15 protein-coding genes are annotated in these 16,951 nt (G+C 63.5%); 13 read left to right on the top strand and 2 right to left on the bottom strand.

The window, feature by feature from the left end; translation table 11 throughout:
* Nucleotides 1-37: 37 nt before the first annotated feature.
* Nucleotides 38-559, bottom strand: coding sequence for a molybdopterin adenylyltransferase (gene mog, locus DYZ14_RS04170; RefSeq protein ID WP_154719519.1), 522 nt, complete (start codon nucleotides 557-559; stop codon nucleotides 38-40).
* Between the two features lie 133 nt (nucleotides 560-692).
* Complete coding sequence (locus tag DYZ14_RS04165; RefSeq protein WP_154719518.1) at nucleotides 693-2,444, bottom strand: methyl-accepting chemotaxis sensory transducer; 1,752 nt, start codon at nucleotides 2,442-2,444, stop codon at nucleotides 693-695.
* 256 nt (nucleotides 2,445-2,700) lie between these two features.
* Between DYZ14_RS04165 and DYZ14_RS04160 the strand changes: the two genes are divergently transcribed.
* From DYZ14_RS04160 to DYZ14_RS04100, 13 genes are all read left to right on the top strand, one after another.
* Complete coding sequence (locus tag DYZ14_RS04160) at nucleotides 2,701-3,123, top strand: STAS domain-containing protein (RefSeq protein WP_232365430.1); 423 nt, start codon at nucleotides 2,701-2,703, stop codon at nucleotides 3,121-3,123.
* Nucleotides 3,120-3,488, top strand: a complete 369-nt coding sequence (locus DYZ14_RS04155; RefSeq protein WP_154719517.1) for a response regulator — start codon at nucleotides 3,120-3,122, stop codon at nucleotides 3,486-3,488. The genes DYZ14_RS04160 and DYZ14_RS04155 overlap by 4 nt, the downstream gene beginning before the upstream one ends.
* The gene (locus DYZ14_RS04150) at nucleotides 3,485-5,527 is read left to right on the top strand and encodes a chemotaxis protein CheA (RefSeq protein WP_154719516.1); all 2,043 of its coding nucleotides are present in this window, start codon (nucleotides 3,485-3,487) and stop codon (nucleotides 5,525-5,527) included. Before DYZ14_RS04155 ends, DYZ14_RS04150 begins: the two co-directional genes overlap by 4 nt.
* A complete protein-coding gene (locus DYZ14_RS04145; protein WP_445292265.1) occupies nucleotides 5,524-6,027 on the top strand; it encodes a chemotaxis protein CheW in 504 nt (167 codons plus the stop codon). The genes DYZ14_RS04150 and DYZ14_RS04145 overlap by 4 nt, the downstream gene beginning before the upstream one ends.
* Nucleotides 6,028-6,052: 25 nt before the next feature.
* Nucleotides 6,053-7,741 carry a methyl-accepting chemotaxis protein gene (locus DYZ14_RS04140; protein WP_154719514.1) on the top strand — a complete coding sequence of 563 codons (1,689 nt, stop codon included), beginning with the start codon at nucleotides 6,053-6,055 and terminating at the stop codon, nucleotides 7,739-7,741.
* Nucleotides 7,742-7,930: 189 nt separating this feature from the next.
* On the top strand, nucleotides 7,931-9,730 hold the full coding sequence (locus DYZ14_RS04135) for a methyl-accepting chemotaxis protein (RefSeq protein ID WP_154719513.1): 1,800 nt from the start codon (nucleotides 7,931-7,933) through the stop codon (nucleotides 9,728-9,730).
* On the top strand, nucleotides 9,727-10,215 hold the full coding sequence (locus tag DYZ14_RS04130; RefSeq protein ID WP_445292264.1) for a chemotaxis protein CheW: 489 nt from the start codon (nucleotides 9,727-9,729) through the stop codon (nucleotides 10,213-10,215). The genes DYZ14_RS04135 and DYZ14_RS04130 overlap by 4 nt, the downstream gene beginning before the upstream one ends.
* A gap of 19 nt (nucleotides 10,216-10,234) precedes the next feature.
* The gene (locus DYZ14_RS04125) at nucleotides 10,235-11,086 is read left to right on the top strand and encodes a CheR family methyltransferase (RefSeq protein ID WP_154719512.1); all 852 of its coding nucleotides are present in this window, start codon (nucleotides 10,235-10,237) and stop codon (nucleotides 11,084-11,086) included.
* 9 nt (nucleotides 11,087-11,095) lie between these two features.
* Nucleotides 11,096-12,178, top strand: a complete 1,083-nt coding sequence (locus DYZ14_RS04120; protein ID WP_154719786.1) for a protein-glutamate methylesterase/protein-glutamine glutaminase — start codon at nucleotides 11,096-11,098, stop codon at nucleotides 12,176-12,178.
* A 127-nt stretch (nucleotides 12,179-12,305) separates the two neighbouring features.
* Complete coding sequence (locus DYZ14_RS04115; RefSeq protein ID WP_195949819.1) at nucleotides 12,306-13,016, top strand: ParA family protein; 711 nt, start codon at nucleotides 12,306-12,308, stop codon at nucleotides 13,014-13,016.
* Between the two features lie 145 nt (nucleotides 13,017-13,161).
* Nucleotides 13,162-14,589, top strand: a complete 1,428-nt coding sequence (locus tag DYZ14_RS04110; RefSeq protein ID WP_154719510.1) for an aldehyde dehydrogenase family protein — start codon at nucleotides 13,162-13,164, stop codon at nucleotides 14,587-14,589.
* 330 nt (nucleotides 14,590-14,919) lie between these two features.
* Nucleotides 14,920-15,630, top strand: coding sequence for a GntR family transcriptional regulator (locus DYZ14_RS04105; RefSeq protein WP_154719785.1), 711 nt, complete (start codon nucleotides 14,920-14,922; stop codon nucleotides 15,628-15,630).
* Between the two features lie 50 nt (nucleotides 15,631-15,680).
* Nucleotides 15,681-16,943 carry an NAD(P)/FAD-dependent oxidoreductase gene (locus tag DYZ14_RS04100; RefSeq protein WP_154719509.1) on the top strand — a complete coding sequence of 421 codons (1,263 nt, stop codon included), beginning with the start codon at nucleotides 15,681-15,683 and terminating at the stop codon, nucleotides 16,941-16,943.
* Nucleotides 16,944-16,951 lie beyond the last annotated feature (8 nt).

Genomic DNA, 16,951 nt, shown 5'->3' with positions numbered 1-16,951 from the left:
TGTCCCGAAAGTCTTCGATTGCCTTCGGCCGTTGCCTTCAGGAAGCCGGGCGGAAGGCCTTGATGCGGGCTGGATCGGTCTCGATCCGGCCCGCTCCGATCAGGTCAAGGCAATAGGGAACGGCGGCAAAGATGGTATCGAGGCTGAAACGGATCGAGCTCGGCTTGCCCGGCAGGTTGATGATCAGCGTTTTGCCCCGCGTGCCGGCCGTCTGGCGCGACAGGATGGCGGTCGGCGTCTGTTCGAGGCTGGCACGCCTGAGCTGCTCGCCGAAACCGGGCAGTTCCTTGACCAGAACTTCGCGCATGGCCTCCGGCGTTTCATCGCGCGGCGCGGGTCCGGTCCCGCCCGTGGTGAGGATCAGGTCGACCTGGCTTTCGTCGCAGAGCGCTATCAGCGTGTCGCGCACCGAGGCGACGCCGTCCGGGATAATCCGCTTGACGATCTCGTAAGGGGAAGTGACGACCTCCCTCAGCCATTCCTCGATCGCGGGTCCGCTGAGGTCTTCGTACTGCCCCCGGCTGGCCCGGTCCGATACGGTAACGATGGCGATCTGCATTCTGTCCTCCACAGCGGAAATAGGGCGCATGGCCGGCTGAGGGCGTGGTTCAAACCCTCGGCGGCGCGCCTTGACCCATACAGGCCAACAGGGCACCGGCGCAACGGACATGCATCCTCTGGTCCGGCCGCTCCTAGAACAATGCGTCGTCGAAAAGCTCTTCATCCGACACTGGCGCAGCCGAGGCCACGACCTGGCTTTCCGCGACGGCCGATGATGCGCCGAAGATCCCGGCATGCAAGTCCCGTTCGGCGGCCATGGTATAGAGCCGCCCGATCTTCGTTCCGATCTCTGCCATATCGCCCGCCATGTCGGAGGTGTCCGGGATGACGGACAAGGCTTCTTCGGCGATTTGCGCGGCACAGTCGTCAAGGACGTCGCCGAGTTCTGCCTGAAAGTCTAGCTTGCGGATGGTAACTTCCATCTGCTCGACCGCCTGGCGGCCTTGCAGGTCCACCGCCGAAAGGCTCTGCTCCATCCGGTCAGCCGACTGGCGGATGCTGTCGAGGGCCTGCGCCAGCTGCTGATAAAGGCCGATCTCGCTCTCCGCCGCCGCCTCACCACTGCCCCCAAGGGCATCGGCGCACGTGCCGAGCCGGTGAAGATCGGACAGGATTTCCTCGGCACTCTCATCCATCTGGCCGGCAAAGGCTCGAAGCTCGGCAGTTACGACATTGATCGCCCGGCCTTCCTCGCCAATGCGACTGCAGCGCAGGTTGGTGTTGAGCGCCATATATTGAATATCGGTCCGCACCACCCGCACGATCTCGATCCCGTCCAGCAGTTCGCGAACGATCTGGCCGGTGCATCGGCTCAGTTCGTCGGACTCGCCGGCCGCCGCAGTCACGGTCCTGACCACATCCTGGGCGCTGGCGATGTTGGTTTCCAGCTGCCGGATCAGGCTGTTGCCCGTGCTCTCGTCGTCGTTCATGCCCTGCCGCAGGGACAGGATGGCCGAAACATCGGTTTTGAAGCTGCTGACGGTTGAGACGATCTTTGCTGTGTCCCGCCGGAAGTCGGCACAGGTCTGGTCGATCTGCCGCTTGACGAGAGTGAGGACGCAGGCCCGCAGACGCCGGCGCTGTTCGCCGTCGAGCGCCTGTCCGGCTGCACTGTCGAGATAGTCGTCGATGATGGCGAGGCTCGACTGGCAGTGCTCGATGCGCTGGCGTGTGATGTCGCCGATCTGCATGGCCGAAAGCACGGTCGCCAGCTTCGCCTGCACAGCGCCGGCGAGCTTGCGCACCTGGTTGGCGGCAGCGGCAAGCTGGTTGTGATGATCCGTCAACTGGCCCGCGCCACGCTCGAGTTCGCCGGCAATCGCCGGGACCAGATCGCGATAGCTCGCAAGGATCTGCTGGCCGCGTGCGGCGGCCGGCTTGAGCTGCCTGGAAAGATCCACCAGTTTGGCGGCGAAGCTCTCGACCTGGTCGCTTCCGTAGCGAATGCGATCGATGATCTCTTCGGCGAAACCGGCAAACTCGCTGACGCCGGCGCCGGTGATTTTCGCGGTCAGCGCGAAGGTACGCAGATAGCGCAGCGTCTCGCGCATGCGTCCCACCTCTTCGGCGAGGTCCCGTTCGATCTCGGCGATCCTGGACAGGTTCTCCTGCCGGTTCTCTTCCAGCCGCGGCAGCTCCGCCAGCCTTGCCATGATGCGGGAAAGATCCGCTCGCGTCCGCTCAGCCGTCTCGCCGCTCAGCGAAACCATCATGGCGTCGAGCGTATCGATCATCCTCGACACGGACTCGAGCACCCCAAGCAGAACCGTGCCCCCTTCGAGGAAGCGGCTTTCGATTCTCAAGCGGGCATTTTCGAGGCCTGCGGAGAGACCGGTTGCAAGCTTGACGCGTGTGGCCAAGGCCGATGCTTGATTCCTCGACACCTTTTTCTCCGCTTCGAGAGTCTTTTTCTATTTATTCAATTTAGAACTTTAGAACGCGTTACTTTAGGTTTGACTTCGAATCTGTATTTACCCCTCAATTTTTAAGGGCAATCCTCGAGTCGTCGTCCGGTAATCGCGCTTTCGGCAAACCATCCCTTCCGCCCGTTAACAGCATGATAAAAATCGAAAAAATCAAGGCAGCTTAGTTAATGGAACGCCACCAGGACGCGCACCCATTTTCCACGCCTGATTTGGCGTGCCTAAAGTCGCCAAGTATTTTTACAGTTCTTTAATTTACGATCGCCAAGATTTCAGGAAGATAGGCTATTCGGGTGGATTATTCAAAGTAATGTCAAATGACGGCCTTAACTGCACTGTAGTTAAACCAGAGAAAGCTACAGGCATTCGAAACATCTCCAAGTTTTATCCCGAACTATCGGCCGCACTTTCCGGCACGCAACCTGTGATACTGGATCTCGCCGACGAGCCCGAGGTGGACCTCGCCTTCGTCCAGGTCGTGGAAGCCGCACGGCTGTTTGCCCGCACGCATGGAAAAACGCTGTCGCTGTCGCAACCGGCCAGCGGCTCTTTGCTCGACGTGCTCGGTCGAGCCGGCTTCATCGAAAACGCGTCGCACGAGGACGCACTCTTCTGGCTTCACAAGGGATCCGCCCAATGAGCGCACATATTCTCACCGTCGACGATTCGGCCAGCATTCGAATGACGACGAAGATCGCCTTGTCCAATGCCGGCTATGCGGTGACGGAGGCCGTAGACGGGGCTGACGGCATCGCCAAGCTTTCGGCCGGCACATTCGATCTGATCGTCACCGACCTGAACATGCCGAACATGGACGGGCTGACCATGATCCGGGAGCTGCGCAAGATGCCGGCGCATACCGGCGTACCGGTCATCTTCCTGACCACCGAATCCGATGGCGAGATCAAGAGCCAGGCCAAGGCCGCAGGCGCCACCGGCTGGCTGACCAAGCCCTTCGATCCGGAAAACCTCGTCAAGATCGCCCGGAAAGTCCTCGGCAAATGAGTGACACCGATCCGATTGCCGTCTTTCTCACGGAGGCCGCCGAACTTCTCGAGCAGATCGAGATCGGCCTTCTCGACCTCACCCACAGGCTCGACGACAAGGATCAGATCGACGCGGTCTTCCGCGGCCTTCACACGCTCAAGGGCTCCGGCGCCATGTTCGGCTTCGACGCCCTTGCCGCCTTTACCCATCATTGCGAGACCGCCTTCGACCGGGTCCGCAAGGGCGACGTGCCGGCAAGCCAGGAACTGGTTGCCGCGGTCCTTGCCGCACAGGACCACATGAAGGCCCTGATCGAAGCGCCGCACGGCGACCACGATGACAAGAGCAGCACCCTGCTGGGCTCGCTCCATGCCGCCGTCAATGGCAGCGGCAACTCGGCTGCCGTCTCACCGGCCGAGCCGGAGGCAACGGCGCCGGTCAAACAGGACGGCAGCGATCGCGCCGGCTGGACGGTGCGCTTCCGGCTGCCGGCCAATGCCATGGCCAACGGCACCAATCCGCTCGGCCTTCTCGACGAGCTGCGCGATCTCGGCGACTGCCGCATCACCGTCGACAAGAGCAAACTGCCGCCCCTCGACAGCCTCAACCCGTCGGACATTCATCTCGGATGGACCGTCGAGCTCCTGGGCGATGCCGACCGCACGGCGGTGGAGGACGTGTTCATCTTCGTCATGGACGAGATGGAACTGTCGATCGAACCGATCCTGCGCGAGACGAAGCCGGTGGCCGAAGCGGACGTCGGGACCGCAGCCGCAGCCGCAGACGTGCCCGTCCCGGCTCCGGTGATTGCCGCCCGGTCCGCGACACCCGCCGCAGCGCCCGCACCTCAATCCACAGCGACCGAACAGAAACAGTCAAAGGCCGCAGAAAATGTTCGCGTTCCGGCCGAGCGCCTCGACGAGTTGATGGACCGCGTCGGCGAACTGGTCATTGCCCAGTCGCGTCTGTCCCAGCTTGCCGATGCCAGCATCGAAATCCAGCTGCGTGCCGTGTCGGAAGACATCGAACGCCTGTCGGGCGAACTGCGCGACACGATGATGGTCCTGCGCATGATGCCGGTCGCCAGCCTGTTCGGCCGGTTCCGCCGCCTGGTGCACGACCTGTCCCGCGAGACGGGCAAGGTGATCGAACTGGAGACCGAGGGCGAGACCACCGAAGTCGACAAGACGGTCATCGACCGCCTCGCCGATCCGCTGGTCCATCTGGTGCGCAACTCGATCGACCATGGCCTCGAAACCCCGGACGAGCGCCGCGCCGCCGGCAAGCCGGAAGCGGGCCACGTCCGCCTGTCGGCGCGCCAGTCGGGCGGCGAAGTGATCATCACCGTCAAGGACGATGGCCGCGGCATCAACCGCGCGCGGGTTCGCGCCAAGGCCGAATCCTCGGGCCTGATCCAGCCGGGCGCAGCCCTGAGCGACCAGGAACTGCTGCATCTGATCTTCCAGCCGGGCTTTTCCACCGCCCAGCAGATCACCAGCCTCTCGGGCCGCGGCGTGGGCATGGATGTCGTCAAGAAGACCGTGGAAGCCCTGCGTGGTGCGATCGAAGTCACCAGCACACCCGGCAACGGCTCGGAAATCGCGCTCAGGATTCCGCTGACGCTCGCCATTATCGACGGACTCCTCGTGCGCATCGGCACCGGTGCCTATGTCATCCCGCTGTCGGCGGTGGAAGAATGCCTGGAGCTCTCGCCGGAAACCGACCTTCGCTCGCGCGGTCGCAGCTTCATCTCGCTGCGCGACAGCCTCGTCCCGTTCATTCGCCTGAGAGAACTCTTCAACACCCGGACCGAACCCGATCCGTTCCAGAAGATCGTCGTCATTTCCACAGGCTCGGAACGGGTCGGTCTCGTCGTCGACCAGATCATCGGGGATCACCAGACGGTGATCAAATCGCTGTCCAAGCTTCACCACGACGTCGCGACCTTCTCGGGCGCCACCATCCTCGGGGATGGCAGCGTGGCACTCATTCTGGACGTCGCCCACCTGGTGGCGGCCGGACAGCAACAGGAGGCGCAATTGCGTGCGGCCGGATGATGAAAACAGCAGTTCAGCAGACGACCGATCAGTGGGGCGACAAGGAAGAACGCGAGGTTCTGACGTTCGACCTCGCCGGCGAGACCTTCGCCTTCGACGCCACGATGGTTCAGGAAATCCTCGATCTCCTGCCGGAAACAGCCGTTCCCGGCGCCCGTCCCTTCGTCGGCAGCGTCATCAATTTCCGCGGCAAGGTCATTCCGCTGGCCGACATCCGGCTCGCCTTCGGCATGGCGGCGACCAAGCCGACCATCGACAGCCGGATCATCGTCGCGGAGCTCGAAATCGAGGGCGAGGCGACCCTGGTCGGCGTGCGCACCGACAAGGTGCACGAGGTAACGACACTCAGCCGGGCGGCGCGGGAAAATCCTCCCAGCATCGGCATGCGCTGGCGCGCCGACTACATCGACTGCCTCGTCAAGCGGGGCGCGGACTTCGTGATCATTCCAAACTTGAACGAAATTTTCTCGGCGAAGCGAGACGCCGCAGCGGCGGCGTGAGCCAACGGATCTTCAGAGGGGTAAGATGCGCGTGACTATCAAATTGAAACTGTCGATCGCCTTTGCGGCGATCATCCTGATGCTGGTGGGCATCACGCTCTATGGCATCACCAGCCTGAGCACGATCAATTCATCGGCCGAGCAACTCGTCACTGGCAACGTCAAGCGCCTGGAATATGCCTTGCGCGTGACGACGGAACAGGCCGAAACCGTCCGCGCCCAGAAGAACGCACTTCTCGCCGAGACCCTTGCTGAGGCAGAAAGCTTCTACAAGACGGCGGATAGCCACATCGACGCGCTTCTCAAATACGCGCAGGAGTCGCTCGTCGTGTCCTCCGAGACGGGCCGAGCGAGCTGGCAGCGCACGATCGCGCTCGGCGAAACGCTGAAGTCCCTCAATGCCAAGATGAGAGACTTCCACCTGGCCGGCAACATGCTGGCCGCCAAGGAGATCTCGTCGGGCGAACTGCGCAATATGTTGCCGGAGATTTCCGAGCTGGCCTATGCCAGCGTGGACCGCAACGAGACTGCACTCACCTCGGCCGTCGCGGAAAATGAGGCACTTTACGCGGACACCCGTACGCTGTTGACGGGCGTTGCCGGCGTGGCCGTACTGCTCGCCGTCGCCGCTGCGATCTGGCTTTCGCTTTCGATCAGCCGTGGCCTTAGCCGCGCCGTCAGCGTCGTGCGTGATGTTGCAGAAGGCGACCTCACCAAGACGGCGGCGATCACCAGCCGCGACGAAATCGGCGAACTGCTGGGCTATGTCAACAGCATGGTGGAGCGCCTGCGCGGCGTCGTTGCCGATGCACTGTCGGCCTCCGACAACGTGTCGTCGGGCAGCCAGGAACTGTCGGCAAGCTCGGAACAGCTGAGCCAGGGCGCGACCGAACAGGCAGCATCGGCCGAAGAGGCCTCCGCCTCGATGGAGCAGATGGCCGCCAACATCAAGCAGAACGCCGACAACGCCGCCCAGACGGAAAAGATCGCCCGTCAGTCGGCCAAGGATGCCGAGACCTCCGGCGATGCCGTCAACCGCGCGGTGGCCGCCATGCGCACGATCGCCGAGAAGATCTCGATCGTCCAGGAAATCGCCCGCCAGACCGACCTGCTTGCGCTCAACGCAGCGGTCGAGGCCGCCCGCGCCGGCGAACACGGCAAGGGCTTTGCCGTCGTCGCGTCCGAAGTGCGCAAGCTGGCCGAGCGCTCGCAATCGGCCGCAGCCGAGATCAGCGCCATGTCGGGCGAGACCGTCCAGTCCGCCCAGAATGCCGGCGAAATGCTGAACCGGCTGGTGCCGGACATCCGCAAGACCGCCGAACTGGTGGCGGAAATCTCGGCCGCCTGCCGCGAGCAGGACATCGGCGCTGCCCAGATCAACGAGGCGATCCAGCAGCTCGACAAGGTGACCCAGCAGAATGCCGGCGCCTCGGAAGAAATGTCGGCAACCTCGGAAGAACTGGCCGCCCAGGCCGAAGAACTGCAAAGCTCGATCGCCTTCTTCAAGGTCGACACAGCCGCCCGCGCCGTTCAGCCGAGGCCGGTAGCCGTAGTGAGCCGTTCCCCGGCAAAGGGCCCGGCCCGTCCCGCACCACGCCAGGCAACGTCCACATCCACGGTCGCCGCCCAGCAGGCACGGGTCAAGGGCTTTGCCCTCGACCTCAGCATGGGCGGACCGGACGCCGCGGACAACGAGTTCAAGGAGAGCGCCTGACCCTTCCGGTCGTCAGACCTCTCGTCCACGGCAATTTGCCAGGAGGATGGTCCGGAGCATGAGCCCCGGACCATCCCGTCGAAGGACAACAATAGGCAGGCGTGAATGGATCGCCCCCCTGCTCCGGAACACACGCAGTCCGTCGGATGCCCTTGGCTTCCGCGAATCTTGGGCAGAATGGGGACTAGAATGCGTTTTACCATCAAACTTAAATTGGCATTGGCCTTTAGTTTCTTGATTTTCATGCTGGCGGGCTCCGCAGGCTTCGGTATTTTCAACCTCGCCCTCATGAAGGACGGCATGGACGAGGTCGTGGACGTCTCCGCCGCCCGTCTCGACCAGATCCACGAACTCAACGCGCTTACCAGGGATGTCGTGACTGCGCAGAAGAGCATGATCCTGGCCGCCACGCCGCAGGAGACGCAAAGCTTCATCAAGGCGAGCAACGAGGGCCACGCCGAACTCCAGCAGCATTTCACCCAGCTCTCCTCGACCGCAAGCGCGGCAACGAAAGCCTATTGGGACGAGCTGAAGGTCGTGCTCGACCATTTCATCGAAAGTGACGACCGCGTCCAGGATCTCGTGCGCTCCGGCAACAAGGAAGCCGCAATGGCACTTTCGGCCGGCAAGAGCCACGAGGAGGCCGTCGCCCTGACGGCGAAGCTCGACGAGGGTGTCCAGATCAATCGCGACCGCATGCAGGCAGCCAAGCTGGCATCGGACGAGGAATATGAACTCGCGCGCCTGGAACTGATCATCGCCTCCGTCGTCGCGACCCTGATTGCCGTCGTCACTGCCGTCTGGATTGCGTTGGGCATCAGTGCCGGCCTGCGCAAGATCATGGCTGTCGCCGAGGCAGTCGCCATCGGCGACCTCGACCAGAACGTCGAGATGAAGACGAATGACGAGATCAAGGACCTCGTCGACACGATCAACCGCATGACCGCCAACCTCAAGGAAATGGCCGTCATTGCCGAAAGGATCGCCGACGGCGACCTGACCGTGACGCCGAAGCCGCAATCCGACAAGGACATACTCGGACATTCGCTTGCCAGCATGGTGGAGCGCCTGCGCGGCGTTGTCGCCGATGCGCTGTCGGCCTCCGACAACGTCTCGTCGGGCAGCCAGGAACTGTCGGCTAGCTCCGAGCAGCTGAGCCAGGGTGCGACCGAACAGGCCGCCTCCGCCGAAGAGGCCTCCGCCTCGATGGAGCAGATGGCCGCCAACATCAAGCAGAACGCCGATAACGCCACCCAGACGGAAAAGATCGCTCGCCAGTCGGCCAAGGATGCCGAGACCTCAGGCGATGCCGTCAACCGCGCCGTGGCCGCCATGCGCACGATCGCCGAGAAGATCTCGATCGTCCAGGAGATCGCCCGCCAGACCGACCTGCTGGCGCTCAACGCCGCGGTCGAAGCGGCCCGTGCGGGCGAACACGGCAAGGGCTTTGCCGTCGTCGCCTCCGAGGTGCGCAAGCTCGCCGAGCGCTCGCAGTCGGCAGCCGCCGAAATCAGCGCCATGTCGGGCGAGACCGTGCAGTCGGCGCAGAATGCCGGCGAAATGCTGAACCGGCTGGTGCCGGACATCCGCAAGACCGCCGAACTGGTGGCGGAAATCTCGGCCGCCTGCCGCGAGCAGGACATCGGCGCTGCCCAGATCAACGAGGCGATCCAGCAGCTCGACAAGGTAACCCAGCAGAATGCCGGCGCCTCGGAGGAAATGTCGGCGACCTCGGAAGAACTGGCCGCCCAGGCCGAAGAACTGCAAAGCTCGATCGCCTTCTTCAAGGTCGACACCGCCGCCCGCGGCGTTCAGCCGAAGCCGGTTGCCGTCGCTCGTCCGCAAGCTGCCGCCAAGCCGCTGTCACGGCCGGCTGCAAAGGTCAGTTCGACGGTCGTCGCCCAGCAGGCACGGGTCAAGGGTTTTGCCCTCGACCTCAGCATGGGCGGACCGGACGCCGCAGACAACGAATTCAAGGAGAGCGCATGATGGCCACCGGCATGTCCGACGAAGCCCAGTTCGTCACCTTTGCCCTGGGCAAGGAAGTCTTTGCCGTTCCCGTCGGGGTGGTGCGCGAGATCCTCGACTACGAGGAACTGTTCCGCATTCCCAATGGACCGGACTACCTGCTCGGGCTGCGCGATGTGCGCGGCCAGGGCGTGCCGACCATTGATCTGAGACTCAAGCTCGGTCTCTCCAAGACCGAGCCCACATCGAGTACCCGCGTGCTGGTGCTTGATATTCCGCTCGAAACCCGAGTGCTCTCGCTCGGCATGGTCGCCGACAAGGTATTCGAGGTCATTCCGTTCCGCCGCAGCCAGATCGAGGCGGCCCCGGAGATCGGCGTGCGCTGGAGTTCGGACTACATCGCCGGTGTCGTGCGGCGCGACGAAGGCTTCGTCGTCATCGTCGATCTTGCCCGGCTTCTGTCGAGCGGCGACACCGCCCTTCTTTCCGCGCGCAATGCCGCCTGATCCGACTGGAGCCGAATGAATGTCTGCAGTCGCCACAGTTGCCTGCGTCGAGGACCATATCAGCAAGCGAAATTTCGACCATCTCGCACGGTTCATCTATGATTACAGCGGCATCAAGATGCCGCCGACCAAGATGACCATGCTGGAGGGTCGCCTGCGCCGCCGACTGCGGGCAACGGGCATTTCGAGTTTCGACGACTATTGCGACTACCTGTTCAAGCAGGACGGGCTCGAGCATGAGAAGGTGTACCTGATCGATGCCGTGACCACCAACAAGACCGACTTCTTCCGCGAACCGAACCACTTCACATACCTGCGGGATCACGCCCTGCCGAAACTGGCCGCAAGGGATCTGCGCCGCTTCCGGATCTGGAGCTCTGCATGCTCGACCGGTGCCGAGCCCTACACGCTCGCCATGGTGCTCGACGACTTTACCGGCGCAAACCCGCATCAGGACTATGCGATCCTGGCTACCGACCTGAGCACGGAAGTGCTGCAGACCGCCCGCCGCGGCATCTACAGTGCGGACATGGTTGCGCCCGTTCCCGCGGTGTATCACGACCGCTATGTGATGCAGGCCCGCGATCCCAGCCGCCGCGAGGTGCGCATCCATCCCGACCTTCGCTCCAGGGTCGGCTTTGCCCGCCTCAACCTGATGGATCAGAGCTATGGCGTCGGCGACCCCATGCACATCATCTTCTGCCGCAATGTGCTGATTTATTTCGACAAGCCGACGCAGCACCGTGTTCTTTCCCGGCTCATCGAATGCCTGGCCCCGGGGGGCTACCTGTTCATTGGACATTCCGAGACGGTATCGGGCTTCGACCTTCCGATCCGCCAGGTGGCCAACACCGTCTTCGAAAAGGTATGAGACAGCTTGATAACCAAGAGAGTCCGCGTCCTCATCATCGATGATTCCGCCAGCGTCAGGCAGACACTGAGCCGCGTACTCGAGGCCGACCCGGAAATCGAGGTCATTGGCACGGCTTCGGACCCGTTCATGGCGGCGAGAAAGATCCAGGACGAGATCCCGGACGTCATCACGCTCGACGTCGAAATGCCGCGCATGGACGGGATCACCTTCCTGCGCAAGTTGATGGCGCAACGCCCCATACCCGTGGTGATGTGCTCGTCCTTGACGGAACAGGGATCGGAAACGCTGCTCCAGGCTCTCGAGGCCGGCGCCGTCGACGTGATCCTGAAGCCGAAGATCGGCGCGGCCGATCACCTGGCGGAGTCTGGCATGCGGATCTGCGAGGCCGTCAAGAGTGCGGCCCAGGCCCGCATCATCGGTCGGCCAAGGCGCGCCTCGTCACAGAGCGGCCCCGCGACCCGGCTGACGGCCGATGCCGTGCTGCCGCCGCCGAGCGGCAAGGCGATGGCCAAGACCACCGAGATGGTGGTCTGCGTCGGCGCCTCCACCGGAGGAACCGAGGCACTGCGTGATTTCCTCGAACGGCTCCCCGCCAATTCCCCCGGCATCGTCATCGTGCAGCACATGCCGGAAAAATTCACTGCCGCCTTTGCCAAACGTCTGAACACGCTCTGCGAGGTGGAGGTGAAGGAGGCCGTGGACGGCGATCCCGTGCTGCGCGGTCACGTCCTCATCGCCCCGGGCGACCACCACATGCTGCTCGAACGGCAGGGCGCCCGCTACCACGTCTCCGTCCGTTCAGGCCCGCTGGTGTCGCGACACCGGCCCTCGGTCGACGTGCTGTTCCGCTCGGCCGCGCGGGCCGCCGGATCGAATGCCATGGGCGTGATCATGACCGGCATGGGCGATGATGGCGCGCGCGGCATGGCGGAAATGCACGACGCCGGGGCCTATACGCTTGCTCAGGACGAGGCGACCGCGGTCGTCTACGGGATGCCGAAGGAGGCCGTGGCCCGCGGCGGGGTCGACAAAATCGTTCCGCTCGAACTGGTCGCCCATGAAATCCTCGCCGCGGATCGGCGTCGCTGAAAAGCGCAGCGCTACAATTCGCCGAGACCGTTCAAACAAGATTAACCATGTCCGGCGGAGAATCCGCAGTAGAAAACGGCGCAAGCCCAATGGGTTCCGATCAGTTCTGAGACGCGGGAAATCGACTATGCCGGTCATCACCTTTGCCAATACCAAGGGCGGCGCGGGAAAGACCACGGCGGTGCTGCTGCTGGCGACCGAGCTGGAGAGAATGGGATTCCGCGTCACCATTCTCGATGCCGATCCGCAATACTGGATCAGCCGGTGGCGGGAAAACTCCGGCGACCGGACCAAGGTCAACGTCGTTCCCTACGTCACCCAGGCCACGCTCGAAAAGCACATTCAAGACGGCAAGCGCGAGGCCGACTACGTATTGATCGACCTGCCCGGCGCCCGCACCCCGCTGCTCGCCAAGGCGATTGGCTATTCGAACCACGTTCTGATCCCGATCCAGGGTTGCTCGATGGATGCGCAGGGTGGCGCCCACGTGATCGAACTCATGCAATACCTGGCCGACAGGGGAAACATCCACATTCCCTTCTCGGTCGTTCTGACCCGCGTCAATTCGATGGTCACCACACGCGCGCTGCAGACCGTCAAGGCCCTGCTGGCTGAGCGGCGCGTACATGTGATGGACACGCCGATCATCGAGCGCTCCGCCTTCCGCGACGTGTTCGATTTCGGCGGTTCGCTGCACACGCTCACCACTGCCAGCGTCAGCAACCTGGGCAAGGCGCGGGACAATGCGCGCGCCTTCGCCGACGAGGTGCTGATGCACGAGGCGCTGCGCCAAAAGCAGCGGCAGGACCAGCCTGGTGCACTGCGCGCGGTCGCCTGACTGACAATCGCTCTCCTGCAACTGTCGAACCACTGGAAGCCGTGGGCCGCCCGTTCTATGACTAACCAGGATCGACGGCGATCGCCGTCTCGGCTGCTCCCGGCATGCCTGCCTCGCCCTTATCGACCTCTCAATGGAGCCTTGCATGTCTCATCACCTGAAATTCTTCATCGACGGCGTCTGGGTAGACCCCGCGGTACCGGCAACCCTGGACGTCATCAACCCGGCGACCGAAGAGGCCTATACCCGTATCTCCCTCGGTTCCAAGACCGATGTCGACAGGGCCGTTGCCGCCGCCAAGAAGGCCTTCGCCAGCTTTTCCAGGACACCGGTCGCCGATCGCCTGGCATTGCTGAAGAAAATTCTCGACGTCTACAATGCTCGTTTCGAGGACATCGCGGTTGCCGTATCCGAAGAAATGGGGGCGCCCCTGTCCTTTGCGCGTGATGCCCAGGCATGGGCCGGGCGCGCCCATATGGAGTCGACCATCGAGGCGCTCCAGAATTATGAGTTCAGCGAGAAGCGCGGCTCGACCATGGTGGTCAAGGAGCCAATCGGCGTCTGCGCACTTATCACGCCGTGGAACTGGCCGCTCAACCAGATCGTCTGCAAGGTTGCCCCGGCGATCGCCGCCGGTTGCACCGTCGTTCTGAAGCCCTCGGAAATCGCCCCGATCTCCGGCATCGTCTGGGCTGAGATCATGGAAGAGGCCGGCGTGCCCAACGGCGTGTTCAACCTCGTCAACGGTACCGGTCCCGATGTCGGCCAGGTCATGGCCGGCCATCCGGACGTCGACATGGTCTCCTTCACCGGCTCGACCCGCGCCGGCATCATCGTCGCCAAGACCGCCGCCGACACCGTCAAGCGCGTCGCCCAGGAACTCGGCGGCAAATCGGCCAATATCATATTGCCCGACGCCGACCTCGAGCGCGCCGTCAGGAAGGGTGTGCGCGGCTGCTTCGGCAATTCCGGCCAGTCCTGCGACGCACCCACCCGCATGCTGGTTCCGGCCGATCGTCATGAGGAAGCGCTGAAATTTGCCAAGGCCGCCGCCGAAGCCCACAAGGTCGGCAGCCCGACCGCCGAGGACACCGATCTCGGCCCGGTCGTCTCACAATTGCAGTTCGACAAGATCCAGCGCCTGATCGAGGCCGGCATCAAGGAAGGGGCGACCCTCGTCACCGGTGGCCTTGGCCGCCCCGAGGGCCTGAACCGCGGCTATTATGTCCGCCCGACCGTGTTCGGCAATGTCACCAACGACATGACTATCGCGCGCGAGGAGGTCTTCGGCCCGGTTCTGGCGATCCTTCCCTACAAGACCGAGGAGGAGGCGATCGCCATTGCCAATGACACGGTCTACGGCCTTGCGGCCTATGTCCAGTCGCAGGACATCGAACATGCGCGGGCCGTAGCGCTCGAGATGCGCGCCGGCTCCGTCTACCTCAATTACCCGGAATGGGACACGCACGCGCCGTTCGGCGGCTACAAGCAGTCGGGCAATGGCCGCGAATATGCCGATTGGGGCATTCATGACTTCCTCGAGATCAAGGGCATCGTCGGCTACGGCGACTGATCCGAGTATCTGCGATCCGCATGACAGGCCCGCCCTCGGCAGGCGGTCGCTGTTCTGGTCCGAACGGTCATTCGACGGCGCTCCGCAAGGTGGAGCGCCGTCCAACCACCGGAGAAGAAATTTCCACGCGAGCGGAACGCACCATCGCGACACTCCTCTCTGCACGTGTGAGAAGAACGCGGTGCCGCTGGCCCAGCTTTCCAGGCCCAAACTCCATCGTCCGCTGGAACCGGATTGATGAAAACAGTTGCGCAGTGCGTCTGTCGACAATATGCATGCAGGCGAGACCATTCTCGCAGACGACCCCATGCAGGCCCAGACATGAGCGATATGGATAACGACGGCAGACCCGAAACGCCGAGGTTGAGAGGCTCCGGCACCCAGACGGTCTATGACCGCCTGCGCCAGGAGATTCTTTCCATGCGCCTGGAGCCCGGCAGCCCGCTCGACGAGGTGCGGCTTTCGGAACGCTTCGGCATGTCCAGGACCCCCGTGCGCGAAGCGCTCCTGAGGCTGTCCTCCGATGGCCTGGTGACGACGCTGCCGAACCGTAACACGATCGTCTCGACGATCGATTTCGCCAGCCTGCCACCCTACTTCGACGCCTTGACGCTGATGTACCGCGTCACCACACGTGGAGCCGCCGGCCGCAAGGATCCGGCGCGCATGGCCGTTATCCGCCAGCGTCAGTGCGAGTTCGAGGCCGCGGTTCGGGCGCATGACGCCTATGCGATGATCGAGGCCAACCGCGAGTTCCATGTCGCCATCGCCGAACTCGCCGGCAATCCCTATTACACCGGCTTCTTCGGCCGCCTGCTCGACGAGGGCCGGCGCATTCTGCGGCTCTACTATTCCACCTTCGACGACCGGCTGCCGCTGCAATACGTCGAAGAGCACGAGGACATGATCGCCGCGATCGAGGCCGGAGACATCGAAAAGGCCGACCGGCTGGCGATTGCCCATGCAGCCCAGATCGTCCGGCAGATCCAGGACTATGTCGCGCGCGACATGCACAAGGCGGTGGCGATCGGGAATCCGTGACGCGAAGGGCCGACCGTTTCATCCACCAAACAGCTGAACGGGAAGAAGATATGACTGCCGAGACAAATGCCGATGCCGTCGTCGTCGGGGCCGGGATCGTGGGCGTCATGGCCGCCCTCTACCTGCAGGCCGAGGGGCGCCAGGTGCTGCTCCTCGAGCGCGAGGAGGTTGCCGCCGGCGCGAGCGCCGGTAATGCCGGCATCCTCGCCTTTCCCGAGATCATTCCCGTTGCCTCGCCCGGCATCATGTTCAAGGCGCCGAAATGGCTGCTCGATCCCCTGGGCCCTTTGAGCGTGCCGCCCGCCTATGGGCTGAAAATCGCCCCGTGGCTCTTTCATTTCTGGCGCGCCAGTTCGCGCAAGGCCTTCGCCCATGGCATCACCGCACAAACGGAGATGATGCGCCTCGCCGCCGCCGAAATGCTGCATATTCGCGAAACCCCGGAGCTTGCCAGCTTCTTCGACACGACCGGAACGCTGGATCTCTATGACAGCGAAGCGAGTTTTGACGCGGCAGCCTCCGACTGGCTGGAGAAAGAGAAGGCCGGGTTCCAGTTCACCAGCGTCGGACGGGCGGAGATCGATCGGCTGCAACCGGGCCTCGCCCCGCAGTTCCGCCATGCCATGTATTCACCCGCCGGCATCCAGGTGAATGATCCCAAAGGCCTGACCCGGGCGATCGCCGATCTCGTGACCGCCCGTGGCGGCGTACTGCGAAAGGGCGAAGTCAGGGACATTGCACCGCATGCAGACGGTGCGACGATCACGCTTGACGACGGAGCGACGATAAAGGCTACGTCGGTTGTTGTCGCGGGCGGTGCCTGGTCGAAGGTGCTGGCCGCACGGCTGGGCGATCCGGTGCCGCTCGAAACCGAGCGCGGCTACAACACGACGCTCCCCGCCCAGGCGTTTCCCCTCCAACGCCAGCTCTATTTCAACGACCATGCCTTCGTCGTCACACCGCTTTCGGAGGGTATCCGTGTCGGTGGGGCAGTTGAACTGGGCGGCCTGGAACTTGCCCCCAATTATCGCCGCTCGAAGGCATTGCTAGCCAAGGCCGCGCGCTTCCTGCCTGACCTGAAGACCGAGGGCGGACGCGAATGGATGGGTTTCCGTCCCTCCATGCCGGATTGCCTGCCGGTCATTGGCCGTTCCAGCGCCAGCCCCGCCGTCCTTTACGCCTTCGGCCATGGCCATCTCGGCCTCACCCAGTCGGCCGCGACCGGCAGGCTGATCGGCGAACTTGCCGCCGGCCGCCCCGCCAGCCTTTCCCTTGCCCCCTTCCGCCCCGGCCGTTTCCGCCGGCGCGCCTGAACCCACTG

The organism is Ciceribacter sp. T2.26MG-112.2 (assembly GCF_900492205.1).
GTDB classification, from domain to species: Bacteria; Pseudomonadota; Alphaproteobacteria; order Rhizobiales; family Rhizobiaceae; genus Allorhizobium; species Allorhizobium naphthalenivorans_A.
The sequence above is the reverse complement of the archived record's forward strand: the minus strand, read 5'-3'. Positions and strand labels throughout refer to the sequence as shown.